33 protein-coding genes, 1 tRNA gene and 3 pseudogenes are annotated in these 25,026 nt (G+C 41.1%); 14 read left to right on the plus strand and 23 right to left on the minus strand.

Annotated elements, in window-relative coordinates; translation table 11 throughout:
* Positions 1 to 58 precede the first annotated feature (58 nt).
* Together NLZ44_RS08170 and NLZ44_RS08175 are read right to left on the minus strand one after the other, a co-directional pair.
* Positions 59 to 1,411 (minus strand): ATP-binding protein, encoded by a 1,353-nt coding sequence (locus tag NLZ44_RS08170; protein ID WP_493752441.1) that lies wholly within the window; start codon positions 1,409 to 1,411, stop codon positions 59 to 61.
* A gap of 55 nt (positions 1,412 to 1,466) precedes the next feature.
* Entirely contained in the window at positions 1,467 to 2,594 is a 1,128-nt protein-coding gene (locus tag NLZ44_RS08175) for an RNA-guided endonuclease InsQ/TnpB family protein (protein ID WP_493752442.1), read from the minus strand.
* 132 nt (positions 2,595 to 2,726) lie between these two features.
* On the opposite strand from NLZ44_RS08175, the gene NLZ44_RS08180 reads away from it, so the two are divergent.
* Positions 2,727 to 2,972, plus strand: a complete 246-nt coding sequence (locus NLZ44_RS08180; protein ID WP_493752443.1) for a hypothetical protein — start codon at positions 2,727 to 2,729, stop codon at positions 2,970 to 2,972.
* A 480-nt stretch (positions 2,973 to 3,452) separates the two neighbouring features.
* Here the strand turns inward: NLZ44_RS08180 and NLZ44_RS08185 are convergent, their stop codons facing one another.
* Positions 3,453 to 4,517 (minus strand): tocopherol cyclase family protein, encoded by a 1,065-nt coding sequence (locus tag NLZ44_RS08185; RefSeq protein ID WP_493752444.1) that lies wholly within the window; start codon positions 4,515 to 4,517, stop codon positions 3,453 to 3,455.
* Here NLZ44_RS08185 and NLZ44_RS08190 point away from each other — a divergent pair.
* Entirely contained in the window at positions 4,516 to 5,085 is a 570-nt protein-coding gene (locus tag NLZ44_RS08190) for an Npun_F5749 family FMN-dependent PPOX-type flavoprotein (protein ID WP_493752965.1), read from the plus strand. The genes NLZ44_RS08185 and NLZ44_RS08190 overlap by 2 nt on opposite strands.
* Here NLZ44_RS08190 and cysE read toward each other — a convergent pair.
* Complete coding sequence (gene cysE / locus NLZ44_RS08195; RefSeq protein WP_493752445.1) at positions 5,082 to 5,867, minus strand: serine O-acetyltransferase; 786 nt, start codon at positions 5,865 to 5,867, stop codon at positions 5,082 to 5,084. The two genes, NLZ44_RS08190 and cysE, sit on opposite strands and share 4 nt — an antisense overlap.
* Before the next feature lie 104 nt (positions 5,868 to 5,971).
* Entirely contained in the window at positions 5,972 to 6,271 is a 300-nt protein-coding gene (locus tag NLZ44_RS08200) for a hypothetical protein (protein ID WP_006621068.1), read from the minus strand.
* Between the two features lie 206 nt (positions 6,272 to 6,477).
* Between NLZ44_RS08200 and NLZ44_RS08205 the strand changes: the two are divergent.
* From NLZ44_RS08205 to NLZ44_RS08220, 4 genes and pseudogenes are all read left to right on the plus strand, one after another.
* Positions 6,478 to 6,999: pseudogene (locus NLZ44_RS08205) on the plus strand (IS607 family transposase); the annotation flags it as partial.
* A pseudogene (locus tag NLZ44_RS08210) lies at positions 6,893 to 8,392 on the plus strand (site-specific integrase). The pseudogenes NLZ44_RS08205 and NLZ44_RS08210, both read left to right, overlap by 107 nt.
* Positions 8,393 to 8,796: 404 nt before the next feature.
* Positions 8,797 to 8,919, plus strand: coding sequence for a hypothetical protein (locus NLZ44_RS08215; protein WP_493752446.1), 123 nt, complete (start codon positions 8,797 to 8,799; stop codon positions 8,917 to 8,919).
* 75 nt (positions 8,920 to 8,994) lie between these two features.
* Complete coding sequence (locus NLZ44_RS08220) at positions 8,995 to 9,144, plus strand: hypothetical protein (RefSeq protein ID WP_493752447.1); 150 nt, start codon at positions 8,995 to 8,997, stop codon at positions 9,142 to 9,144.
* Positions 9,145 to 9,384: 240 nt separating this feature from the next.
* Here NLZ44_RS08220 and NLZ44_RS08225 read toward each other — a convergent pair whose 3' ends face one another.
* From NLZ44_RS08225 to NLZ44_RS08295, 15 genes and pseudogenes are all read right to left on the minus strand, one after another.
* Positions 9,385 to 9,726, minus strand: a complete 342-nt coding sequence (locus NLZ44_RS08225) for a hypothetical protein (RefSeq protein ID WP_493752448.1) — start codon at positions 9,724 to 9,726, stop codon at positions 9,385 to 9,387.
* Positions 9,719 to 9,991: a hypothetical protein gene (locus NLZ44_RS08230; RefSeq protein WP_493752449.1), complete on the minus strand. Its 273-nt coding sequence runs from the start codon at positions 9,989 to 9,991 to the stop codon at positions 9,719 to 9,721. Before NLZ44_RS08230 ends, NLZ44_RS08225 begins: the two co-directional genes overlap by 8 nt.
* A 57-nt stretch (positions 9,992 to 10,048) precedes the next feature.
* On the minus strand, positions 10,049 to 10,285 hold the full coding sequence (locus NLZ44_RS08235) for a hypothetical protein (RefSeq protein ID WP_493752450.1): 237 nt from the start codon (positions 10,283 to 10,285) through the stop codon (positions 10,049 to 10,051).
* Between the two features lie 64 nt (positions 10,286 to 10,349).
* Positions 10,350 to 10,559 carry a hypothetical protein gene (locus NLZ44_RS08240; protein ID WP_493752451.1) on the minus strand — a complete coding sequence of 70 codons (210 nt, stop codon included), beginning with the start codon at positions 10,557 to 10,559 and terminating at the stop codon, positions 10,350 to 10,352.
* A 34-nt stretch (positions 10,560 to 10,593) separates the two neighbouring features.
* Complete coding sequence (locus NLZ44_RS08245; RefSeq protein ID WP_493752452.1) at positions 10,594 to 11,796, minus strand: hypothetical protein; 1,203 nt, start codon at positions 11,794 to 11,796, stop codon at positions 10,594 to 10,596.
* Between the two features lie 74 nt (positions 11,797 to 11,870).
* Positions 11,871 to 12,605 (minus strand): hypothetical protein, encoded by a 735-nt coding sequence (locus tag NLZ44_RS08250; RefSeq protein ID WP_493752453.1) that lies wholly within the window; start codon positions 12,603 to 12,605, stop codon positions 11,871 to 11,873.
* A 2-nt stretch (positions 12,606 to 12,607) separates the two neighbouring features.
* Positions 12,608 to 13,045: a hypothetical protein gene (locus tag NLZ44_RS08255; protein ID WP_493751351.1), complete on the minus strand. Its 438-nt coding sequence runs from the start codon at positions 13,043 to 13,045 to the stop codon at positions 12,608 to 12,610.
* The gene (locus NLZ44_RS08260) at positions 13,042 to 13,455 is read right to left on the minus strand and encodes a DUF1064 domain-containing protein (protein ID WP_493751350.1); all 414 of its coding nucleotides are present in this window, start codon (positions 13,453 to 13,455) and stop codon (positions 13,042 to 13,044) included. The genes NLZ44_RS08255 and NLZ44_RS08260 overlap by 4 nt, the downstream gene beginning before the upstream one ends.
* Positions 13,442 to 13,790: pseudogene (locus tag NLZ44_RS08265) on the minus strand (hypothetical protein). Before NLZ44_RS08265 ends, NLZ44_RS08260 begins: the two are co-directional and overlap by 14 nt.
* A gap of 64 nt (positions 13,791 to 13,854) precedes the next feature.
* Positions 13,855 to 14,319, minus strand: a complete 465-nt coding sequence (locus NLZ44_RS08270; RefSeq protein WP_493751348.1) for a hypothetical protein — start codon at positions 14,317 to 14,319, stop codon at positions 13,855 to 13,857.
* 286 nt (positions 14,320 to 14,605) lie between these two features.
* Positions 14,606 to 15,256, minus strand: coding sequence for a hypothetical protein (locus NLZ44_RS08275; RefSeq protein WP_493752454.1), 651 nt, complete (start codon positions 15,254 to 15,256; stop codon positions 14,606 to 14,608).
* Positions 15,257 to 15,333: 77 nt separating this feature from the next.
* On the minus strand, positions 15,334 to 15,579 hold the full coding sequence (locus NLZ44_RS08280) for a hypothetical protein (protein ID WP_493752455.1): 246 nt from the start codon (positions 15,577 to 15,579) through the stop codon (positions 15,334 to 15,336).
* A gap of 159 nt (positions 15,580 to 15,738) precedes the next feature.
* A complete protein-coding gene (locus NLZ44_RS08285; protein ID WP_493752456.1) occupies positions 15,739 to 16,794 on the minus strand; it encodes a hypothetical protein in 1,056 nt (351 codons plus the stop codon).
* A 39-nt stretch (positions 16,795 to 16,833) separates the two neighbouring features.
* Entirely contained in the window at positions 16,834 to 17,394 is a 561-nt protein-coding gene (locus tag NLZ44_RS08290; protein WP_493752457.1) for a hypothetical protein, read from the minus strand.
* Between the two features lie 41 nt (positions 17,395 to 17,435).
* The gene (locus tag NLZ44_RS08295) at positions 17,436 to 19,478 is read right to left on the minus strand and encodes a hypothetical protein (RefSeq protein WP_493752458.1); all 2,043 of its coding nucleotides are present in this window, start codon (positions 19,476 to 19,478) and stop codon (positions 17,436 to 17,438) included.
* Between the two features lie 74 nt (positions 19,479 to 19,552).
* Between NLZ44_RS08295 and NLZ44_RS08300 the strand changes: the two genes are divergently transcribed.
* The 6 genes from NLZ44_RS08300 to NLZ44_RS08325 all read left to right on the plus strand — a co-directional run bounded on the left by NLZ44_RS08300 (position 19,553) and on the right by NLZ44_RS08325 (position 22,409).
* Complete coding sequence (locus NLZ44_RS08300; protein WP_493752459.1) at positions 19,553 to 19,858, plus strand: hypothetical protein; 306 nt, start codon at positions 19,553 to 19,555, stop codon at positions 19,856 to 19,858.
* A gap of 63 nt (positions 19,859 to 19,921) precedes the next feature.
* Positions 19,922 to 20,347: a hypothetical protein gene (locus NLZ44_RS08305; RefSeq protein WP_493752460.1), complete on the plus strand. Its 426-nt coding sequence runs from the start codon at positions 19,922 to 19,924 to the stop codon at positions 20,345 to 20,347.
* A 36-nt stretch (positions 20,348 to 20,383) separates the two neighbouring features.
* Positions 20,384 to 20,734 carry a hypothetical protein gene (locus tag NLZ44_RS08310; protein ID WP_493752461.1) on the plus strand — a complete coding sequence of 117 codons (351 nt, stop codon included), beginning with the start codon at positions 20,384 to 20,386 and terminating at the stop codon, positions 20,732 to 20,734.
* 43 nt (positions 20,735 to 20,777) lie between these two features.
* The gene (locus tag NLZ44_RS08315; protein WP_493752462.1) at positions 20,778 to 21,812 is read left to right on the plus strand and encodes a hypothetical protein; all 1,035 of its coding nucleotides are present in this window, start codon (positions 20,778 to 20,780) and stop codon (positions 21,810 to 21,812) included.
* Positions 21,813 to 21,816: 4 nt separating this feature from the next.
* Positions 21,817 to 22,173, plus strand: coding sequence for a hypothetical protein (locus NLZ44_RS08320; RefSeq protein ID WP_493752463.1), 357 nt, complete (start codon positions 21,817 to 21,819; stop codon positions 22,171 to 22,173).
* On the plus strand, positions 22,170 to 22,409 hold the full coding sequence (locus NLZ44_RS08325) for a hypothetical protein (RefSeq protein WP_493752464.1): 240 nt from the start codon (positions 22,170 to 22,172) through the stop codon (positions 22,407 to 22,409). Before NLZ44_RS08320 ends, NLZ44_RS08325 begins: the two co-directional genes overlap by 4 nt.
* Positions 22,410 to 22,696: 287 nt before the next feature.
* Here NLZ44_RS08325 and NLZ44_RS08330 read toward each other — a convergent pair whose 3' ends face one another.
* The 3 genes from NLZ44_RS08330 to NLZ44_RS08340 all read right to left on the minus strand — a co-directional run bounded on the left by NLZ44_RS08330 (position 22,697) and on the right by NLZ44_RS08340 (position 23,361).
* Positions 22,697 to 22,846 carry a hypothetical protein gene (locus NLZ44_RS08330; protein WP_493752465.1) on the minus strand — a complete coding sequence of 50 codons (150 nt, stop codon included), beginning with the start codon at positions 22,844 to 22,846 and terminating at the stop codon, positions 22,697 to 22,699.
* 75 nt (positions 22,847 to 22,921) lie between these two features.
* Positions 22,922 to 23,044: a hypothetical protein gene (locus NLZ44_RS08335; RefSeq protein ID WP_493752446.1), complete on the minus strand. Its 123-nt coding sequence runs from the start codon at positions 23,042 to 23,044 to the stop codon at positions 22,922 to 22,924.
* Between the two features lie 244 nt (positions 23,045 to 23,288).
* Positions 23,289 to 23,361 (minus strand) — tRNA-Arg (locus NLZ44_RS08340).
* 219 nt (positions 23,362 to 23,580) lie between these two features.
* Here NLZ44_RS08340 and folB point away from each other — a divergent pair.
* Both folB and NLZ44_RS08350 read left to right on the plus strand, forming a co-directional pair.
* Positions 23,581 to 23,934, plus strand: a complete 354-nt coding sequence (gene folB, locus NLZ44_RS08345; protein WP_493752466.1) for a dihydroneopterin aldolase — start codon at positions 23,581 to 23,583, stop codon at positions 23,932 to 23,934.
* 289 nt (positions 23,935 to 24,223) lie between these two features.
* On the plus strand, positions 24,224 to 25,018 hold the full coding sequence (locus NLZ44_RS08350) for an exosortase-dependent surface protein XDP2 (protein ID WP_493752467.1): 795 nt from the start codon (positions 24,224 to 24,226) through the stop codon (positions 25,016 to 25,018).
* Positions 25,019 to 25,026: the final 8 nt, after the last annotated feature.

A 25,026-nucleotide genomic window follows, 5' to 3' on the forward strand; every position in this document is an offset into this window, starting at 1 on the left:
CCGGGTTTCTCAGTATTTGGAACTCAGGAAAGAAACCGGGTTTCTGAGGGGGCGGTAATTAATCTTTGTAAAAATCCTTAGCGCCTTCTAAGACGGGATTAAGGTCAAACCAACTACCATCATGATCGCAATATTCAAAGACAAATAGACTGCGGAGGAGAGTTTGATATTCTTCCTCACCTCGGACGGTTTTCTGCTGCGAAACTTGGCGGAGAAGTTCCCACTCGTCGGAGGTGATGGCTTTTCCTAATTCGTTGCGTCTCTCGCTAATTACCCGTTCAATCATGGTGCGGGTGAAGGGTGGATCGTCTTTTTGTAGACAATTAAATAGTAAAATTAGCAGGTTTCGCACATGACCACCACTCATCTGACAGAGATAATCGAGGGTGCTGGTAGAGTCAAATAATTTAGGGATTTCACGGAGGCGTTCGGTTTGGTTTAATTCTGGAAATGCTCGTGCTAATACCATTTGTCTGAGCAGATTAATTCCGGGTTCGCAGTCGCTACCGTCTCGTTCTTTGACTCTGACCATTGGTAGCAGTTTGGCGGGGGAACCAAAGCGGTTGCTAACGGCTTCTTTATCGTTGGAAAAGGTGAGAATTAGGGGAATTGTATAGATGACATGACACAGAAGTTTATTGAGTTGTTCACCCCTATCTACAAATAAATATTCTGGTTGGGTACGGATGCCGAATTTGGCTTTATTATCGATGCGATCTAGGTTGTCAATAATCACGACTAATCCGGCTTGTCCCCGTTGCTGTAGTTGTTGTTGAGCGGGGGTGATTAATTCCTGGTTAATGACTTCAATAATGTTATTAACTCGGGGTTCTAGGTGTTGTCTTAATAGCGATCGCACATCCCTTGAGTCTTTGGCTTTGGCGGTAATTTCACCAATCCCAAAAGCCAGAGAAAAACCCTCGGAGTCTTGGCTAACACCAATATCACCGACGACGGGAATATTGCTCCGAAAACTGGTAATTTCTGTATTAAGGAGGTTGGCGGCGCTTTTCAGAATGCCTTGAAAGCGTTTGGGTTGCAGACAGACACCACTATTTTCTAAACTTTGGGAAACTTGGCGAGCGATCGCCAGTAAGATGTCACTAATATCGACATCTGCCATATCTAAGTCCTGGGAAGACTCGAAGTAAACTACATGGAATTTATCCGCTTCTAACTCAGTTTTTAATCGTGATAATTCGGTGGATTTTCCACAGCCTATATGTCCGGTAAATAATTGACAGGTAGGTTGATGGTCAGAAAAGGTGATCGTCCGTTTCAGTTCCCGAATTACATTAGAACCCCGAACTGTTGAAAAATCAATATAGTATTGTCGATCTTCAGGTTTCGATATATTCAGAGTGTATCGCGGGTTACAGGCTCGAAAGAATCGTCCAAGGTTTAGGGACATTTAATTTATGCTCTATAAAACTTAAACAAAACCGGACATAGCCGGATATTGATGTTTATTTCTGGCTTCGTCCGGGACTGTCGGCAGCACCCCGTCCACAAGTGTAATCGTCTGAACCAGGCGATTTTTCTAAATTTATACTGGCGTTCAAATCTCTATCAATCTTCAAGCCACAGTTTGGACATTCAAAAGTCCGACGGACTAGGGGCATTTTTTGACGATGGCCACAGTTAGAACACAGTTGACTGGATGGATAAAATCTATCGGCAATAATCAACTTTGAACCATAACGTTCTGCCTTGTAACCTAGTTGACGACGGAACTCATAAAATGAAGCATCAGCGATAGAACCAGCCAAACAATGATTTTTCAGCATACCTGACACATTCAAATCCTCAATGACGACTTGGCTGTGGTTTTTAGCCAAAAAAGTAGTTATTTTATGAATCGTGTCACGGCGAATATTAGCTACTCTTTGATGTAGCTTTTGAACTTTTAAGAGACATTTAGCCCGATTTTTTGAGCCTTTGACTTTGCGACTTAAATGGCGTTGTAATCTGGCTAGTTTTTTGGTCGCTGCTTTATAAGCCTTGGGATTAGAGAATTTTGTCCCATCGGAGCAAGTCGCCAAATTGTTAATTCCTAGGTCTACCCCGATTCTCTCTCGGAATTTCGGTGTGATTTCTGGTGTGGTTTCTACAAAAAAGCTCATATACCAGTCACCTGCTTGGCGCGTTATAGTGACTTTCTTAACTAGATTGGGTGGTAGAGCCTCAAATGTAGAAACCCAGCCCACAAAAGGCAGCTTATGGCGAGTTCCTGACAACTTGAATGGCTTTCCGGAATTGTCAAGGGTAAAGCTATCATGGTAGCCTTTCTTCTTAAATTTAGGATAACTGCTTATTCCCTTGAAGAAGCGCTTAAAGGCGTCGCCTAAATTAATGAAGGCATATTGATAAACTCTAGAAGACAATTCGGACATCCAAGGATATTGAGGTTTCACATAATTCGTAAAAACCTTTTTGATGGAGTTGATATTAGGCTTGAGTCCCTCTTCATAAGCTGACATCCATAAGTGTAATCCCCAATTGAACACAAATCGAGCATACCCCGCGTGTTTGGCCATCAAGGTGGCTTGACGGTCATTGAGTTTTAGTTTTGTCCGGAAAGCTTTGTAAGGCATGATTGGATTTTACCATGAAGAATCCGACTTGATGAGTATGTCGTCAAGGAAATTTGGCATGGTCTGGGGTTTGACCGTATACTCATTATTGAGTTGCGAATCTTTTTGGGTATTGTACCTTATTGTCATAAGATGTCAAGCAAATCTTGGATTAAATTCTTGCTCCCCAGAATTTTAGGTCTACCTACTATTATCTGCGATCGCAGCAGTTACATATCAGCATCTGCGATTAATTTCCAACGGGACTGGCCGGACTCGAACCGGCGACCTAGCGCTTCAGATTTGTGTGAGTTTCCCCACTCTCTGGACTATCCCTTCACCATAAGCACTCATAGAATGCTCTTAGGTGGTGGCCGTTATGTTCAAGAAGTCGTTTAATCCAACTCCCAAAACCAGTCTCTGCACCTTCTCCAACCGTAGGAGTTAGAGCTTGGCTCAAGATTACCTTATTCATGGTTCACATAAACTTAGGCTTCCTTGAGTTTGACCACATTCACACAAGGGGTTTCCCCACATGGTGCCCGATTCTTCAGGAGGCGCTTGCTCTATCCATCTGAGCCACAGCCCCAGTCATTTACTCTATGGTAACAGATTCTTGTGCTTATATGTTGATTTTTTAGACAATTTTAAAAAATTTGCCCGCCAAGTTAGCCCCAAGGGGTTGACAAAAGCCGGGGATTTCTGGTATTATATTGACATACTCTTACACAATTGGATAGTTGCCAAAATAAAAAAACTGTCAATATTCCCATTATCTTATAATAGTAGCATGAGTCTACCCAAAAAGCTACCCCCTCCCCCAAAAAATGATTTTTTTTAACATTGCTTAATTTTTTGTTACAAAACTTAACATAACTATCAATGAACCCAGGTTTCATCCCAGGGACCACCTCCAGTTTCCAGGCCACAGAGGGAACTATGGGCTTCCAGAATTAAGCGTCCCTGTTGTCGGAGTTGTAGGGTTACTTCACCTTTCATAGTATCGCGACAGCAGAATTGCAAGCCATGATGAGTAGGGGCGCGTAGAGGAGTACCGGGGTAGGTAGTGGTAGCCTGGAGGGAAACTTGAAACTGTCCGTTGTCAGCTTGAATGTGCCAATCTCCCCAGGGTGCAATTTGCCAGTGAACTTGAGCATTCCAGGGGACAAACTCATAAAATTGACCGCGATAGTGAATACCGACCATAGCGACGGATTCGAGCCACCACAATACCGATCGCTTTCCGCCGCCTGCTGTGAGAGCCAAATCAGGAATATGGTCAAAACAGTTGCAGTTAACCCAAAACCACTTTCGAGGAAATGCGCCGCCCCAGTTTTTCTCACCGTAAGCGGGGGCGTTAGTAAACTGATAGAGTGTGCCATTCCAGTCAATCCAGCCAGTAGCCGAACCGTGAGCCATTAATATTTGCCATCCCGGTTCAAAAATCGGCAGAAATGATAGCCAGCCAGCGGTTGACTGTTGTTGTCCCCACCCATAAACAGGAGTGATAGTATATTCCCAACTACAGTTACGGGTTCCATCTTTGAGGCGACCTTGATGGTGGGTATCAGTTCCCTGATATCCTTGATGAATATGGCGATCGAATAGTTGAGAGTCGAGATATCCGGGGGCAGATTTTAGGCCAGTGTCTCCCCAATGACCCAGGGCTAGGGTGTCGGTAGATGCCCAGAATTTATTGACATCAGGGAAAGTCCGACAGAGGTACTGGTCATCTGGTCCTAAAATTTGGGCAGCACCGCCGCTGTGGGGTTGTCCGCCGCTGGGGTCTTCAATGGAGTACATGAAGGCGAAAGTTTGACCGGGTTCGGGGAGAGTGACCCGATAATACCAGCCTTCAAAAAAACGGCGATCGCCGCCTTCCCAGTGATAACCATTGTGGGGGGTAGATAGAGCAATGGGTTTCAAATCAAACATGGCAATCATAAAAACTCCTGTCTGGAGATTAGCGTTGGTGGCGGCTATGCACCGAAACCGTAGCCTTTCCTATTCCCGTTATTTACAGTTAGCGACGGTTCGCCTGGACGGACGACCAGCTAATCGGACGGTAGTATTTAGGGGGTTTATGACTAAGGGCGATCGCCTTAAATTTGTGACGGACACCCGCAGCCAAAAGGTGAGAGAAATTGCCGAAAATCCTTGGGGTGAGGCTTGCTGGTATTTTCCGAAAACCCGAGAACAGTTCCGCATCTCTGGTCAGTTAACCATAGTAGAGTACGCAGAGCATCTATGTTATCAGAGTTGGCAGGAGTTATCAGAGGCAGCCAAAAGTCAATTTTTCTGGCCGGATCCTGGTCAACAGCGGCGCGACTCGGGCCACGCTAATTTTGACCCTCCCGACCCCATTCCCCAACAGCCACCCCCCAATTTTTCGGTGCTGCTGCTAACACCTGAGCGGGTGGATCATTTACAATTGCGCGGCGAGCCCCAGAATCGGACAATTTATGATGCTCAAAGTAATGGCACTTGGAAAGGGAAGGCGGTCAATCCTTAAATACCAGAACCGTCTAAAAATTCTTGGATGGCTCTGTTTTTAATCCGACAGCTAGAGCGCGTACCTTCAGAGGTAGTTAAGGTTTGATATTGTCCGTTAGAGGTGCGGAAACCTGCTCCTACAGGGACTTTTTCCACCAACGCCACCCGTTCTTGCTGTAGGGATTCCATTTGCTGCTCTAGGGTTTCAATGCGATCTAGCAGAGTCCGAATGACTACGGCTTCTGAGTCAGGTAAACTGCCATGTTCAAGGGGGTTAACTTTGACACCGGAGCGGTAAACAATGCGACCAGGAACCCCTACTACTGTGCAGTTAGAGGGAACATCCCGCAAGACTACGGAACCCGCACCAATGCGAACATTATTACCAATTTGGAGATTACCGAGAACTTTGGCTCCGGCTCCGACGACTACATTTTCCCCTAGGGTGGGGTGACGTTTACCGCTTTCTTTACCTGTACCGCCGAGGGTTACGCCTTGGTAAATTAAGCAGAAGTCTCCGACAATGGCTGTTTCTCCAATGACTACACCCATACCATGATCGATGAAGACACCTTGACCTATGGTAGCCCCTGGGTGGATTTCAATGCCTGTAATAAATCGGGACAGGTGAGATATCAGACGGGGAATTAGGGGTAAACCGATACAGTACAACCAGTGAGCGAGACGGTGAAATAGCAACGCTTGCAGACCGGGGTAGCAGAACATGACTTCTAGCCAGTTCCGAGCGGCAGGGTCGCGATCGAAGATAATGCGAAAGTCGGCTCGAAGGGTCTTTAGCACAATCAATAACCAGTTTCTGTTAAACAAATTACTTATCTATGTTAACGGATGAGGGGCTAATACAAAAGTTTAAATGTCAGGATGTGATCAATTTTACCAGAAAGTTAGAATTTGGTAGAGGGGCACATACAGTAGTATAGGTTCATGATGGCCTCAAACGCCCAATGGTCGGGGGATACATCAGAAAAGGGAATTGGTAGCAGGTCAAAGCGTTTGGTAGCACAAGCATTTCTCAATGTGGCTTGGTCAATTTGAGCGATCGCTTTTGGTTGGTCCACTACAACAGGATTAACTGAACTGAGGGACTCACGGCTATTGTCGGTGGTTTCGGTGGTTTGGGCGGAAACGGGGGCGATCGCAGTTATTATCAATAAGCTGAGGGGGATTAGCTCTTGTGCTTTCATCGGAAAATTTAAGCTCTCATTATGGGGCTATCTTCTTCAGTATAGCTGTTTTGATTCGGTTTATGGGGTGGTGAGTCTGCTTTCTGGTACGTTTAAGGATATGGTAGCTGTAGCCACCTGTATAGAAGAGCATGATTTAATCTCAAATTAGGTTAATATTTTAGGGCAATAGGGTCTAATAAGCGAGAAGAGTTGAGGATAAACCTATTGCCAGATATGTCAAACCCAAGGAAGCCGCCCAAATCCTTGGAGTCCATGAAAGAACACTCCGCAGATGGGACGACAATGGCTCAATCGAGACCATCAGAACCCCCGCTGGGCAACGACGATACAACGTTGAGTGATATACTGCCAAATCAGGCAGTGACAAACGCAAAGTCGTTATCTATGCCAGAGTTAGTAGCCGCGCCCAGCAGTCCGACCTCAACCGACAGGTGGCCGCACTGTCCAACCTCTACCCCGAAGCAGAAGTCGTCTCAGAAATCGGAGGCGGGCTCAACTTCAAGGGAAAGAAAATGCTGGCCTTACTGGGACATCATTTGTCAGGAGATGTCGGCATGGTTGTCGTTGCCCACAAAGACTGATTGGCAATATGGGGATTTGACTTGTTTCGATGGCTCTGTGAGCAAAACAGGTGCTCACTCATGGTTCTCAACGAGACAAGTCTCAGTCCAGAACCAGAAATGGTTGAAGACATCCTCGCCCTCCTCCACTGCTTTAGCTGCAAGTACAAACAGTACACATAGTGGTACATATCAAGGCTTTCAAGACATTCTTGAGTTTTTTAACCTATCCCGCAAACAATGTCCCAAGGGTGTCAGGATTAAGCGTAACCGGGGGACGATTCAGCTAGATATTACCATTGACCCGGAAACTGGGGAACGTAAGCAACGGGGATGTAATTGTCAGTTCACTTCTGAGGGTATCCGTAAGGCTGTTGACAAAGCCTGGTTAGTTCATAAATCTCTTGACGGACAATTTCAGTCAGTATCTGAATGGCTGGACTGGTACAAGGCTACTATCCTTGATGAATCCAAAGTTCCCATGGAAAACGACTTAATCACTTACCGTCAAGTGTTTAAAGAAATGGAGGATGATTATTTTAATGGAGTGCATCGTAACACCAAACGGAAACGCTCCCGTGATATAGCCAATGATGTTAGGTCATTTCGGGACTGTTTTCTTGATGTCTTTAACAAAGTTACGGACTGGGACGCTTACGTTAGCTGGGAGGGTATCAAAGAAGCGTTATATAGCCCGTTACAAGATGATAGCAGTCCGGTAGGTCATAAAATATTCAAAGATAGATACTACCGACTAAAACAGGTAGCAGAACGTGCTGACTGTAAAAAAGCACTGGAGAAATTAGAAAAGATTTGCCCTACTCAAACAGTATTTACTGAATCCCAAAGCATAGACTTGGATACCCTACTAAGCCTACTAGATAAGGAGCGCAACACTGATTACCCTTCTATCATGGAGAATCAGGCGCGTGATAGTTGGTGTTGGGTGTCGGCAATGTGCGCCTTATAAGGGTTGAGACCATCAGAGATAGCAGCGGTCCAAAACCTAAACAAGGCAGTCAAGATTGACGGCATCACTTTCCCAGCCATATCTGACCCTAACAACATTGAGTTAGTGTTAGTGATTGGTGAGTTTACTTACTTTGGGAGTAGCACCAAAACAGGCCAAAGGTTGGCTGTCCCAATGTCAAAAGACAAGGCTTTGATTAACCGCCTAGGGATTCATAACGTCTGCTTACCTATCACAACATCTAATCACCCTAACAGTTTTAACAACAATCACAGACTATGGCTTAAACGTCACAATTGGGGATTTACTCAAGCCTATGCTTTCCGACATCTAGCTAACCAACTGGGAGAGATGAATGGAATTCCACAAGAAATCAGGGCCCGTTCATTTGGTCACAGTGTGGCAATCAATGATAGCAAGTACAAAAAACGCCGGAACCTTGCCACAGAGTTAGGTATCCTGACACAACATCAAAAGCAGCCATTACCGCTAGAGATGGGAAAACAAGTCTTAACTAATATCGGCATCAATCCAGACCTACCAGAGGTTAAAGCAATTATCAGAGCTCTTTACCAGCTAGACGATTAATTCCCTAATAAACCCACAATACAATACCCTCTAGGTTAAATATCTAGGGGGTTTCATTTTGCACCAACTCCTAAGTGTGCGATCGGTATTGAGTGCATTAGAGTGACGGTAGAATAGGGGTTATAGCCTTTAAACCAGGTTCAAATCCCTCCATGCTCGTTTAAATTAAACCCTTATCCTAAGGGCGATTGCGGGAATTCACTTAACCCGATAGTCGTACCGTTACACTCTTAATACACTCTATCTAGTCTTAACATACGGGACGATTAGCGCATATCCCCTAGCAACAAAACTTAATTATTGACGGGTTAATCAATAAGCACAACTTAATTAATCTGTCAAATAGCCACATCACTCCCCCCAACCGGACACGCGATAGGTTAACTCCCTTGTGATACCCGTCAATGGCAAGCCTATCGGTTCCTAACGTCACCATTGACTGCTATCACATCGGTCGTTTCCCCAAAGAATGTCTGTTCCGGTTAGGGGGGAGGATTGTTTCTCAAAATCAACCACCACAGCACTAAAGGATAATTCCCCAATCTATCAATGTACAAAGATAGTCGAGCTATTTTTCGTGGACTAGACCTATAGATAAACCTATGAGCGATCGCTGTAGTGATTGTCTATGGGGTCAAACCATGATTACTACTGGGGGGATTCTTGGGAGTGCGATCGCTAAATCTGAACTATCGTCTACCGGAACTAACCCGATACCCCTAAACCATTTTCTAATTGATGGCGATTGCTGAGATGTGAACCGATACCAACATAATCACCTTACCCAAAAACCTTAGCCGTAGGTTGTAGATAAAACCACCTGCTAGGGGTAGCTTAGTTATGGGTATTATGTGGACATGATAGGGTGAGCATCCATGTAAACTTCTATCAGGCGTGATACATCAGGCGTGATACGGTAAAATACATAGACACCCCTACAGTCAGAAACCATAGGGGGCCATTTTAGAGTATTGGGTTATGGGTTAGGTGGGCTATCGCGGTTTACGCTTGCTATCGGGATTACACCGATAAAACATAGCCATTGCAGCCTGTTGGACTTTTTCGGTTGTCATTTGGTCAGATTTTCCGATATAGATGTGATGGTTAACCGTACCGTCCCAACCTTTCAGGTTCCAGTATGCAAAACCATTGATTGATATTTTTTTGCAGGCTGTAAATCGTTTGCCATTCAAATCAACCGAAAATGATTTGTTTTTTCTCAGGTAATCAAACCATTCTACAGTTTCTAATTCAATGCAAATTCCATTAGGACCCTGTAGATAGTTACTGAAATTTCCAGTATGTAGGGTAATTGCGGGTAATAATCTAGGCATTGAATTCGCCTCCCATAAAAATATCACTACTGTATCCATTACCGGTAAAGTCGGGCATAAATGGCACCGGTTGAATAATTGCCTCCTTAGCCTCTACCCATTGTTGGTGTACCGTCATAAAATCAACAGCAGCGTTATGTGCAACTTCAGCTAACTTGATTCTGGTATCTTGGTTGCTGTAGGGAATATCCCGTGACATTAACTGGATATAAATATCGCGCGCTAATTCCGCAATAACCATCATTTTTGCCTGTTCTTCATTCATGATTAAAACTCCTGTTAATCGTTGATACGCTCGTTTGGATTGTTTAAGGTTTTAACATCAATACAGTGATTCTCGCAGTACGCTACAAAATGCTTTGGATTGAGTCAAGGTAGTTTTGTTGATTTCTTTCAATGAACTGTTCAGCTTGTCCTCAGAAATTAGACCAGCATCAAACGCTACCATCAACCCGTTAATAGAGTTAAGGGTTAATTCCAATTGTGATTTATGGTTAGCAATCAGTGTGGTCAAAAATAGCAGTAACCTTGAGTCAGTCATTTTTGGCTCAATATTCATTGATTGTACTCCTAAAGTTGGTTGCCGTTTTTTACCTTAGTTTACCGTCATTGCGGACGGGTATTTACTGAACTTTATTTATCAGATGTTGTGTGTAATTTAACTGCTTAATCAGTAATTGTCTTTTGAGTTCTGTGACAGCTAATTCTGTTTCACAATCGTCTAAAATTGATTTTAATGTTGCCAAACCTTCCTCTTTGTTGCTGTTGTAAACTAAACTATCTACCATAGTTTTAAACTTTACAAACATCTGATTTGTGATATCTTTCATCATTTTTATGCTCCTAGTTTAATAAACCAACTGGAAATCAAGTGATTTGTTTCCATACATTTTTGTCGTTAACATTAATCATGTTATAGCCTCTATTTTTCATTAGATTTGTTAATTCATTTACAGTAACCCGTGAGTCTAAGTAACCATCATTTTTAGCGGTTTCTATGGCTATTTTTAGTGTCTTGGGGTCAATATCTGTTACCGGTTCGATTAATTCGGGACAGCCTGCTTTTATCGCTTGCTCATTTTGTTTAGTTTTATTCTCAATACTTTGAGTAATAAAGCTATCTAAGAATTGTTCTGTACCGCTAGATACTGTAAATATTTTATCTTCCGCTAACTCCCAATATCGATTAAATGCTTTAATCGAATCACTTATCGATGATTTATATATCATTGAATGTGTAGCGATTACATCAATAGATAATCTGTAATTAATTATGTCTTGTTTCCTTTTTTGCATCGTCCGTTTAGTTTTGGCGTAATTAGTACAATTATTTATATCTCTCCAGAACATTTCTAAGCGAGATGATATTTTACTAAGGCTTATGTCTTCAATATCAGAGAGTTCCGCTAACTCAAAACCGTTTCCTTTATATTCCTCACTTGTCATTGATTGCCGTTTTTTAAACCATATAGGAAACATACGGCGTTTTAATTCGTTTAATTCCCAAAATGTCCAGATTGGATGTATTGAATTTATAACCTTTAATGCAAATGCATTAAAAATCATGTTTTGACCGGGTATTTGACTACTAATTGTTATTCGACTACTTTTCCTATTTAAGACTTTAAATAGAGATAACATTTTCTCATTCTCAATCAATAAGTTGGGTGTGATATCTTCCCAGACTAATAAGAAATTACGTTCAAACTCACTCCGTAACGGGTCATAATATCTTTCCTGTTGGATTTTGTTTCTCAGTGACGCAAATGTACTGTTAGCCAACACTGTATCGGTGTTATATAGTGAGGCTGCAATAGTAGCTATCTGGCTTTTCCCCGTGCCACTAGAACCCCAAAGGAATAAACAGCCTGCGGTTGACATTAGCGTTACGGGTGAGCAAATAAAGCTAGTAATAATTGGGAACTGAATATCCGGGTAGGGTAGAATAGCACAGGCCCTACATATTGACTCTATTTGCTCACCCAATACACCATCAACGATTATTTCTTCTAATTCATCTGCCAATGAATCACGTATTAGTCTATAATCTAAATAATTGTCGTCAGACATGATGATAACCTCCCAATATGTTGACTTGCTGTATGGTAGTCATCCCCCCAATATTGGGGGGATTTTTGTTGTGATTAACTGAGTTTCATGAGCTCAAGTAACGCCATTAAAACGTTAGGGTCTAATTTTTTAACCTTGCTGTAGAGGCTGTCAAAGTCGGGCTCACAGTCAAGGATTTTTGCTGTCCCCTCAACTCGTTCTTCCCAGGTTTTGTACTTAGCTTTGGTGGTAAAGCTACCATTTTTTTTGTTAGCTTTTGAATCAACAAAATCAATAGCTTCCTGTACAGTGTAACCCGCAACAGTAGGTTCAAAGGTATCTAGCCCTGTGCTGTATTCGAGGATAAATCGCGCTAAATCATAATGATTTTTGGCTGACCCAAGGTCTGTAGATTTCTCGTCCTTTACCTCAAGTAATCGTTCTGCCGGACGGATAGCTGATTGCCCCAGATTTACAGTTCCTGTAAACATCATTTTACCGTCAGTTAACATAGCGTCATTCTCGACTAGGTGAAGTAACGCTAATTCCACTGGGGTGGGCTTGTATTCCCGTTTTTTATCTTGATACTCGCTAGAGTATTCGGCAATACAGAAGCGTACTGCTATCAACTGTTCCTCAAACTTCCAAGCCCTATCATTGAAGTTTTGAAACTCACCAGACAGCCCATAACCGATAAGCCATAGGTGAGGAGGTTTGACAACAAACATGGCGCTCGTAACCTCCAAATATGTACCGGATTCTCCCGGTTTAACTGCGCTACAGAATGCGAATTTGTCACCATCTTTTTTGCCGTAATAACCGATACTCATGACTATTCTTCCTCAATTAATTGTTGGTTTACAAAGTCTACGAAATCCATTTGGGTTGTCTCTGGTTTTGCCGCGCTAGAGTTAGATAATTTAGCCCTAGCGTTGAACTCAACTTTTGCGGCAATTTCACGACACCCATACCAAAACAACGGGTTGCCAGACAATTCAACTTTTAATTTTGATTGTTTATTTACCTCATTTATTTGGGCTCGTTTGACAAGTTTGATTTTTGCGTAACCTTGGCGGTCACCACGGGGTCTGTAACTACCCATAACCTGATAGGCAATATTCTTAACCTCGGGGAGACGATGTTCCTCAATATGTGTGAGAATTTGATAAGCTACAATGATTGTGGTTTTATCGAATTCGTGTGGGTTGTAGTGAGTTTGTATCAACTCACCATCAAGGCTAAATATGCCTTTATAGTGTAGATTTCTCATGGTTGACACTCTCCCGTTAACTCAAACTCTTGTGCTTTTAAATATCGCTGGAATTCATCAATGTTCATTAAGTAGATACCTTGCCAGCGATAAGACCGATTGCATGTAACAAACCAGATATCATCAATCATTCCGGGATTGAGATAATTAAGTAACTGCATCTTGAACTTGAACTCGGTTGTTAGCGCTCCCTTTACTTCGACGTATTGATTGAACACTGGACTATAAAAGTCAGGTTTCCAAGTAATTGGTCGCCAAGGTTTTTCGCCATTAACTAAAGTTAATTGCGGGTGAACTAACAGCCTATCGTCATATTTTTTAAGCAAATGATACACTTTGGCTTCTAGTGTTGATCCAAAGTAATATCCGTCGTAGTATTGACCCTTAGCGTGATACTTATTCATCATCATTCACATCTCCGAAATAAGTTTCATTGTCGGGCTCTCTGTCGCCGCCAGATTCGGCTTGATAAATATTCCATTCCGCTCGATAATATTCGAGTGCTTCAGTGAGAATTTCCTCAATTTTGTCTGGGTGTAATGGGATTAATTTTTTGATTATTTCCCCCATGTAATAAGCCAGAAATTCTTTATCAAACGTGACTGCGAGTCAGTGAATAGGAAAATCCTTTATTGTCTGTGCGACTAGGAATCTTTGAAACAAAGGATGTCCCTATATACATCAACGGGTCAATCTTGATATTCCTAAGATTTAGCTGCACTTCTTTCCAGTGCTTTGATATCATGGTAACAGTCCTCAATGTTTGGCGTATAGGCTACCTATCGCGGGTAGCCTTTTTTGTTAGTTGATTAGGCGTTAGTGTGAAGCCAATCTGAGAACGGGTCAACAGCATCAGGTTCACTGATAACCGTCTCATTATCACCATCAGACAAGTAGAAGAAATGATTTTCTAGGGCTACGATGTCATCAGCAATAGCACCGGATGCCTTACGCGGTGTTTTGACACCACAAGTCTTGAGTAAGGTCAAAATAGCTTTTATGCTATTTTTTAGTACAACAATTTCTGAGTAGGTTAACTCTAGTTCAGGTTTTGCTGTTTCTGTAGTTTTAGCTAGCAGCAACTTTTCTTTTAGTGTGCAGATAGGCGATGTTTTGGGATATGGCAAAAATGGTATTACCTGCTCAAAAAACCCGATAAATTTACTGAACCTTTTTAGTATTATTAGGTATTCAGTAGGTGAGAGTTGATTTTTTGCATCAACTTGATAAATGGCAGTATTTTGGTCTAGTGATGTATCTTTGTTTTTAGGCATCTTGCCAGTGATTTCAAACTCATTGACAAAATCAATTTTTAAAAATACGATTGGGTTGTTGAGTTTGAAATCACTGTTATTTATGTTTTTTGTTATTTATGATTATTGCTTTAGAATTAATCAATACTTATGAATAAGTAATAAATATATAATCAAAAACGATAAAACAATTATTGACTTTATACGATAATTGTGCAATATTTAAATTATCGCCACAGACAACTCAAATAAAAAGCCACTATCTAAAAAAATAGTGGTTAGTTCACTCTGTTTACTTTTTGGCGATTTAGCTTTTCGTGCTCTGTTTAGCCCCGGGATTGCCCGCTGGCGCGCTTGCCGGAATTTCGCCTGTTTCTTGACTTGCAGCTTCACTCTTGCCAGCGGTTAATTCACCTAGGTTATCTAAAGTGAATGTTTCTTTGTCTGGTATGACAAACATACTATTGTGGGTTTTAAGTGCTGCTGGCTGTTTAGTGAAATAGTGAGCTAAGACATACAGCATTGAGTTTATCCCTACTATAGGGGGAGCTTTAACACTGATATAACGCAACGTTTTGGGTTTGGTTTTGGGCGTATATTTTAACCAATGACCTGGGTCTAACGGGGCTTTAATGAAATAGTGATTATATTCACTGCGACGATAGGCTACTACCCTAGCGCTTTTTAGGGGTGTACGCCTATTGGCAACCGGTGTTGTAGCGGTTCCTGGCGGTTTCCAGATGGTTAAGCTTTTAACGTTCGCAGGTTCATCTTTTAATTTGTCTTGACTACCACCTAACACATACAGCAACAACAAAGGGAATGCAACACCTATTTTTGACGTTTTATCAACTGGTACTTCAACTACCAGCTTAGGTCCTAGGTGGGGTGTCTTCGCGGCGGCGAGACCGTCTTTCCATCCTTTGACTGCGGCGGCGTATGCAGCATCTAAAGGCATAATATTAGTTTCCTTTTTTCTAAATTATCTAAACTAGGGTAGGTAGAGTGATGATATTAACACCTACCCAATATCTATTAATCAACAAATAACTCGGTCGCTGACACGTCAATAGAACCGTCTGTAGGGTCTAAAACATCATCACTAGGGATTGACATGGAGACACTGATAAGACCTGTAGCCATGTTACGCGTGTAGCTTGTGATAACGGTTGCACCATTGGGATTATTTGCTGCGATAGATTGCATACGTTGAGTTTGCTCGATAAGTTCAAGTAGTTGATTTTCCATTGTGGTAGCATTTAGCGTTTTAGGTGCAGCCATAGTTTTATTTTTACTCAATTCGATACTTAGACTATAGCAGTATATTCGCTGATTGGGTGGCTTGTGTTTAATGAGCGAAACGCTACATATATGTAGCCTCTTATACATCAAACACAACAGCACGTTACCAGTACCAACATTACAGCGAAAATCTGATAATTAGGTTGATGTTGGGGGTTTGTTTCCTGTTTTCAGTTCTAATGACGTTCTGGTAGCTTTCCTGATAGCATCGTCAACCCAAGTCGGTTTTTTCTCAAAGTGTAGGGGTATTTTGGCTTTTGTTTTTCTGGGGTCCTGATACATTGCCAATACGCTGCCTTCACCTAAATCAATTTTCGCTTGTTCAAATTTATCGATTAACTCCCAGTTAAGTATTTTCACCTCACTGATATACATTCTACTTTCTTTGATTCTTTTCGCATTTTCCCTACCACCAAAGCCTTTCCTTTCCTCAAATGTAATAGGATAAACTATCTTAGCGTTAGTTAAATCAACCAATTCTTTACACAAAGCTTCAGCTTCATTTTTACTTGATTGGTTAACAAAAAACGAGAATTTTCTACCATTGCTCATAGTACAGGTAACTTTAATATTGCCTTTAGTAAATGCTGATTTACTAGGTTGGGTAAATATCTTTTGCAGTCTATCCCAAGTAATTTTACTCCTGTCAACTGATGGTAACTCTATTTGAGTTTTTTGTAGTTTTGACCGCCTATCTTTAGTCCAATATGGCGGTTTTTCGTAGTTGTATAAAACAAAGGTTAATTGTATTTTAAGATTAGCTGATGTGCTAACTTCCTGGAAATCGCCCGACCCCATAAATTGACCTATATCTCTATTTCCTAGTATTTCAGTTTGGGCTAATGTGGTTGCGATATTTTCCTGTAAATTCCTTAAGGATGACACGATTCTGAATCTCTCACCACCATTTTCTACCACAGCGTTAACTAATTGTTGCTGTCTATTTTCCTCTATTCTTTGCAGTGCAATATACTCATCTAAACCTTGAGCAACTAAGATGATAGATTCTTTGCAACTATCGCTAAATTCATCCCAGAATTCTTCGGAACTATCTTGATTCCAAATAGTGTTTATATTACCATCGTATTCTTCTGGTAATTTCTCTCTAGCTTCCCTTCTTTGTTTCCCAAAACTCCATTCTTCACCTTTTTCATTACCCCATTTTTCAATTGTTGATTTACCGCCGGGAATCATTCCAGTGACAGTCTTTGCTAGTGTTGTTGGACTTGCTGTTCACAACATTTTAACAAACCGCCTACCGTGTTTAAATAGTGACCATGCTATCGCTTTCATAGCCATATTAAACGATTGTTTTAAGTATGAGCCAAATGCTGTAGATACTTCTATTAACATCTCAGGACCTTTGCTCAAGGCAACGTGCATAGCTGCCGCTTTATTAATAAAAGCGAGACCCGCTACCGGTAACACTCCACAGACTAACTTGCCAGCCATATTGCCTAAAAAACCTGCAGTAGTGCTTATAAATTGTCTTTTGATGTTAAGGATATTTTTATCGATATCTGAATCAGAAATATTAAAGTTAAAGTTCCAGAAAGAATCCCAATTGGAAGTAATAAATTGTGCTACATTCTCAAAACTAAATGCGGACAAAAACTTAGTAATCCCCTCCCATAACCAACCCCCAAAACTTTTGCCCCATTCGGCGACCTTACCGGTAACTTTCGCCCATAATTTACCAAACCATCCCATTTCCTGAGTAGATGTTCTGCGGGATAGATTGACCTGTCTAACGCCATTTCTACCTATACCGCTACGGGTTTGGCGACTAGACAAACTACGGGTACTTCTCAACATTCTCGCACTTCTAGCTACCATTATAAAGCCCCTCTTAATGGATTATCGCCGTCAATCAATTCAGTTTCTATCTTGATATCAGGAAAGTCTTTTTTTAGTAATTCCTGTACTTTATTTGTTTCCTGTTCCCTAATATCGTCTTGTTTTTTCATTGAATCATATAACCGCGTTAAGTCAGCCAATATATCCTTTGCTGGGTCATTACTGTTAACTTGTAAAGTACCTTGAGCACGTACAATAGCGAATATTTCTTTAATATGATTTAATGTTGTTTGTAATGTTTCCTTGGCATCCTTTTGATTTGTAATCTTAACTTTGCTCAAATTGGGTTCTAACAGTTCCTCGAAGGATTCTGCCTCGGGAGTAAATGCTGTTTTAAGCGTCTCATATTTTTCTTCAGTAGCAAAGCCTAAATAGTCAATTATCTCCGACACTTCCCTACCTGCTTTAAATGCCGCCGCGTGGGCTAAGCCTGCTTCGTGTAATGCTGTTAAAACAGCGTTTTGTGTAACCTGATGACTGATAGCAATTTCCATTACTATCCCAAATATCTCAGCAATTGACTCGGCTAGATTAGGTAACTTGATTTCGGCTTTTTCTTCTTCTTTTGTCATTAAGTTTACATCATCAATTTCCACCTTAACCTCAAACTCACCCCATCTCTCATCATCAATGTCAAACCTGTACATCAGCCACTCTGGCAATGTATTTATTCGCTTAATTCTGTTTTCTGGATTATCTGCATTAACTGTTATTTTTTCTGGCATTTCAGCCGGAAAGGATTCAGGGTCCAAAAACTCATAAATCCTTCTAATCATTCCGCAACATTCGTCATTCATATCTGGCATCCCAATAGTATCGAAGTTTGATAATGGAGTGTGATAATCGCCACAATCAGAATATGTATATAATTCGTATGTGTCGTTATATGTGATTGTACATTCCCTATTGTGGCTTGGATAGTAGGTGGCTGGCGGTCTCGTCATTGGGGTCAAAGGAAACCAACCATCTTCATTCACGGAACTAAAGTCACCATTTCTGCGAGATAATGGATAATAATACGCCACAAGATAATCTTTCTTAGGTCTGTCACTAGAGGGTGATTTCCACAGGTTTATTACCTTTAAAAATTCTGATGGGCGTTTTGTCCAGATTATATCTATTAGTTGCTGTTCGTAACCCCATAATGACTTTTTATGATAATATGTGTGTGTATTTCCATTACCATCATTCACTATAAAGCACCTTTCGGGCGTAAAAAAGTCAAGATACCACCGATTATTAGGCTCCCAGTAAAAAGGTGATTGCGAGACTTTTTTGCTCATTGTATAACTCCCGCTAGATGTTTCGCCGTCTCTCCCAATGATAATTTGACTTACCTCACCATCCATTTCAATCACAAAACTATCAGCAGGATTATCGCCATTTACTTTATTCATACTGAAAGAAGAAAATTCAGTTCTATCGTTGTAAACTTCACCTGTATCAATGAATTTGCAGATACGGTGATATTTAGATAATTTCCTCCAAAATAGCATCACTTGCCAACCGCAATCATCGTCAACAGGGTAATTACGCGGGTCTGGAACGGTAGTATCATCACCTGGCTTAGGTCGGCGCGGCTCACCTCCTTTATCATCATCTATTTTATCACCTGAATTAGGACCCCCAAAACTGCGACCACTACCGCCTCCTCCACTACTACCTCCCTTAGGTTTTTTGCCTCCCTTTGGTTCATCTCTATTTGGCGGTTCCTTAACGGTTGCCTCTTTTTTGACATCACGCCGCCGATATTCCTCATCTATTCGCTGTTCGTCATCTTCTCGTTTCCACCTGCTACGGTCTTCTGGTTTAATTCCGGGCGGTACCCTAGTAATTGGATCCCACAGGTCTGCCAATCCAAGAACACCCCCCCTAAGTACGTCTCTTGTATATGGCATTCCTTCAGCAGGATTTAATCTTATATATGACTCACCGCCTATACTGCCAGCAGGTCCTGAACTTACGCCACCAGACCTACCAATATTTCGAGACGTACCCGACCTAATACTGTCTTTGACCATACCGAGTAACTACATGAGACTAATTAATAACTTAGAAATATTATATAATATTACAAGATAATTGAGGACTATTCATGAGGGGAATTAAAAATATTGCCACGGAAATTAACGCTAGTAACTGGAATAACGCTGTAGAGTTATTTAATGGCGCAATTTTAGAAGGTTTGATAACTGATAGATTTCGTTATGATATTACTGCTTACGCTTATGTCTCTAGTTTGAACGCTAGGTGTTATATCCCTAGTATCAATCAGTCACAAGTACCTAAGATTTACCCAGAAGATAGTTATTACCAAAGATGGGAGAAGAAAAAAGATGTGTTACAAGGTTCTGTAGATTTACAGATATTTTACTGGAATTTAGCAACAGAAAACGGGTGAAATCTGGGTATCGTAAAACTTCCTTATTATGGGGGGATTCACACAGAAAACCTATTGATTGAATTGATTACCAATCAAACAGAAGGATTAGCTATAGACTCACACTCTGTATTAAAAGCTAGATGTCTGACTCAATTACACAACAATGATTCGATTAATATTTTTGGGATGGCAGAATATCAACTAGACACATTGCCGAAAACACCATCACTAACTCAACCCGAAAATTTTGGAATTTCAGTAGGCAATACACCCACCCTAATCCGTGCCGCCAATACTTACAGATATCGCTTACACCTACAGAACGCAGGTAACGTTGGGGTCTGGTTTAGTCACGGACATATCAGTAATTGCGTACCAAGTCAATGCTTGTGGCTACCACCCAATACCGCTTGGGATGATGAGTTAAAATCTACCGCTAGTATTTATGGGGTAACAGAAGGCAGCGTTTCGCAGATTGTTGGATTAGAACAGACAATCACTTACTAACGAGCTACAATGGAATTATTTACCGGGTAATCAATTATGAGCTTTTCAGTTTACAGTAGTGTCCTAAATTTAGATACTCTCAATATTACGGCTAAAATACCGGGCACACCTACTACAACTTCCATTAGTTTAACGGCTAATACAATTGCCGAATTAGTAGCAGTAAATGCCACAACAAACGGACGTAATGTATTTATCAAAAATCGGTCTACTGTACCCGTTCACCTAATTTTAGACCCAACAGGAACCGCTATCGCTGATGCAGCATTTTCCGTTAAGCCGGGCGATACTGTTATGCTCACTATTGGCGCTAGTGAACTACAGGCAATCAGTGAATCTGTCGCGGATATTTCGGTAACTGTAGTTGAGTTTGTAACTGTTGATTAAATGATATGGGGGGGATTTCCCCCTATTAAATAGGACTTAATTTATGACTAACTTTAATATTTATTCTAGTAAATTTGGGCAATCAACCGATAACTTACCAGAGGGCGAGGTTAATCTTTATTTAACTAATGAAAGGATACAAGCGGTTATTGACTCAAATACTGATTTAATTAAATTAACTGATTTATCATGGGATAATATTACAGACAAACCCACTACCTTACCGGGAACAGTTAACTTGACTGGAGAGCAAACAATACACGGTGATAAAGTATTTTTAGATAATATTAGTTTTATGCTTGGCAGTACGAGGCAAATGATAACCCTATGGAATACAACTAGCGATAGTAGTCCCCTGTACGGGATAGGTATACAAAATAGTACATATTACTGTAGGGCGGGGCAGCATTTTGCTTGGTTTAAGCGTGGAACTCACCATAGCAACACGTTTAATCCGGGACCTGGCGGAACAACGATGATGGTATTAACTGGAGATTCTCGCCTAGGAATTGCAAACACAACGCCACAAACAGAGTTAGACGTTAATGGAGATATCACCACAAGAAATATTATTTTTAATGACAGAAGTAGTAGTCCGGTTGGCAATTTTAAAATCAAGAAATATGTTGGTGGTTTTTTTGATACTTCTGCAACCATACCAGACTGGAACCAAGTTTGCAAAATAACAGTTAATTCTAGCGATACCTATGGTTGGATAAAAGGTGATATAGTTGTCGCTAATCTTGGTTATTTAGGTATTATTCCGATTTTATTGTTTTATAGAACATCAACCGTTGGCACCATATCGATTCAGTTTTCCACACATCATCAAGCCCACACATTTAGCCCGTCTGTAGCAGGATTAAGATGTTATGTGTCCCAACCTAATAACGAAATATATCTAGTAACTCACTTTACAGATAGTGGTTATAACGGTGTAAGTTGGGATTTATTATCGTGTGAAGATGATATCAATATTTATTTTCCCTGGAGTCCGCTATCAATAGACGTTAGTGGATTAACCCGTATAACAGAATCTAGTCTTCAAACTATTAAACCTACTGACTGGATAACTTAATAATATGCCTAATAACTACGATATATCAGAGAATAAATGGTTTTTGACTTACAACCAATATTTTATAAAAGAAGATGATACCCCACACGGGAGTAAGCGATTGCCAGATATATCGGGCAGTAAATTTGTTAGAATATTATTTGATGCCGACCAGGTTTCCAATTATTGGAAAATGGCGGGATGGTTAAAATTTTACGCATATAATGATGTTAAACAAAATATGATGGTTAAACGTGAGACTATTTGGCTCAATGAATATCAAATAATCGAATCACCCCCATATAGTAGCTTTTATGCGGTATTTGACCCCCTAGAACGAATAAAATGGTTCACACTTTATTTGTGGAGATTAACACAATGAATATAATAATTGCCGAACTAGCTTTTTTGATAACTATAATTATATTTTCGACTTATGCGATACTTAGGGAAGATAAGATTATCGAGGCAAAGCTTGACTATAACAGCGAAGTGTTACGAATTTTACTTGATTTTATTAAAGGCTCTTTTGATAAAATCATCTGTAAATCAAGCAACAATCATCAGAATCCTAACCGCAAAGATACCCCTAATGCTGATGATTGGCGTAAGCCCTAGCGCCTAACCCATAACCCAATACTCTAAAATGACCCCCTATGGTTTCTGACTGTAGGGGGTGTCTGCATATTTTTGGGAACTCATAATGATAGCTCACTATGATAGAAGTCAAAAAAAAGTTAAAAAAATCATTTAGCCTATCCCGTATCATAATGATAGCTCATAATGAGAGTGAGAAAATATGAATGCCTACCATATCATGTCCACATAATACCCATAACTAAATTACCCCCAATAGACGGCTAAGATTTTTAGGCAAGGTGATTATGTTGGTATCGGTTCACATCTCAGCAATCGCCATCAATTAGAGATTTGTTTAGGGGTATCGGGTTAGATCCGGTAGGAGATGATTTAGGTTTCGCGATCGCACTCCCAAGAATCCCCCCAGTAATAATCATGGTTTGACCCCATAGACAATCACTACAGCGATCGCTCATAGGTTTATCTATAGGTCTAGTCCACGAAAAATAGCTCGACTATCTTTGTACATTGATAGATTGGGGAATTATCCTTTAGTGCTGTGGTGGTTGATTTTGAGAAACAATCCTCCCCCCTAACCGGAACAGACATTCTTTGGGGAAACGACCGATGTGATAGCAGTCAATGGTGACGTTAGGAACCGATAGGCTTGCCATTGACGGGTATCACAAGGGAGTTAACCTATCGCGTGTCTGGTTAGGGGGGTGATGTGGCTGTTTGACAGATTAATTGAATTGTGCTTATTGATTAACCCGTCAATAATTAAGTTTTGTTGCTAAGGGATATGCACTAATTGTCCCGTATGTTAAGACTAGATAGAGTGTATTAAGAGTGTAACGGTACGACTATCGGGTTAAGTGAATTCCCGCAATCGCCCTTAGGATAAGGGTTTAATTTAAACGAGCATGGAGGGATTTGAACCCCCGACCCTCAGAACCGGAATCTGATGCTCTATCCACTGAGCTACATGCCCTAACACGAAATCCACTATAACATATATTCCGCAAATATTGATCAACCCAACTACAATTTCATCTCTTAGCAATCAATCCCCTGTAGCCGGGAGGGGGTCCGATCGCCAAATACCAGGAACCTCAACGCTAATTTCCTGGGTCATGGGCCTATATTTCTACCATAGGTGGCGCTTTGGGTGAAAATTAAGATCACAATGACAAAAAGGTTAGCTAAAAATATGGACTCAATTGAAATTAAAGGTATCCGCAGTTATGGTTATACGGGATATCTCCAGGAGGAAAGGGTATTAGGTCAGTGGTTTGAAGTTAATGTGCGCTTGTGGTTTGATTTGCGTATCGCCGGACATAGTGATACGATCGCAGATACGGTGGACTATCGGGGAACCATTGCTACAGTTGAGCATATTGTCAAAACGGCTAAATTTGCTCTGGTGGAAAGACTAGCAGAGGCGATCGCTCAAGCTATCCTGGAACAGTCCCAGGTTGAGCGGGTTCAGATCCAGTTAATTAAACTCGCTCCCCCCATTCCTGACTTTAGCGGACAAATTCAAGTTGAAATCACTAGACCTTAACATTCACCACCGCAATTAGCAGTCGGTTAACTCCATTTTCAGGTTATACCTTTCCCTAGGTGTCAGATCACAACAGGCTGTGATTTGTGACACATACGTTCAAGACCATAGTCACAAAACTAAAAAGCTACCTTTACAAAAGCCATACATTTATAAATCTTTGGTAAAAAAGGTGTTTTACATTAGACACACCAGGGAAATGATGCTACAACATTAATAGTACGAAAGTACGAAGTCCAGCCAAGTTGTTATCTAAGTTAGTCAAATTATCACACCAGAGGTAAAAATTATGAACACTAAACTAAGTCTATCAGTATTTTTAGGTGTACTAGCCGGTGGTCTAGGATTCGCAGGTTCTGCTCAAGCATTTTACTTCGAGACCCACTTATTAAACCAGGATTCCTACGATCCGGGTGGGGATGTCTTGCTGGATTATGTTAAGGTTGATGGCAATATTTTCAGTGATTTTGCCCTTGTCAACCGCGCTAATATCATTCATAACGACGAGTATACAGGTGGTAACACAGGTGCTGCTAGTTCTGATATGGGACCACGAGCAAACATAGGAATATCCGTCGAAGACCCCACCAATGAAGACATTGTGACATCTTTGGGAAATTATAGCCTTACCAGCATTATCGATGGAGAGGACCGCGGCAGTTTCGTGATCGATGTTTGGTTTGATAGTAAGGTTGATAACCTGTTTTTCTGGGAACGTGGCATGAACAGTGCTTTAACAATTCAAGCGATCAACCAACAAGGCAACAGGTTGTTGGGTAATGCCTTTACTATTGGACGGGGGGACTGGTATGATGCCGAGTTTGAAATTACTACACTAGAAATTGCCAATACCAGAAATTCTGTTCAACAAGTCGGTTCTCGGGGAGTCTCCTTGGCTGATTTAGGACTTTCTTCGTCTATTCATGGTATTCGTTTAAGTGCTGAGGGTACTTCATTTTATAACGGACCAGACTGGAAAGTGGTTGGTGCTGCTGTACCAGAACCAGGTATGATTTTCGGTCTAGGCGGTATTGGTGCTGGTTTGGTTGCTTCCAACCTTCGCAAGAAAGCAAATAAAGCGTAGAATTGCAG

The organism is Arthrospira sp. PCC 9901 (assembly GCF_059013425.1).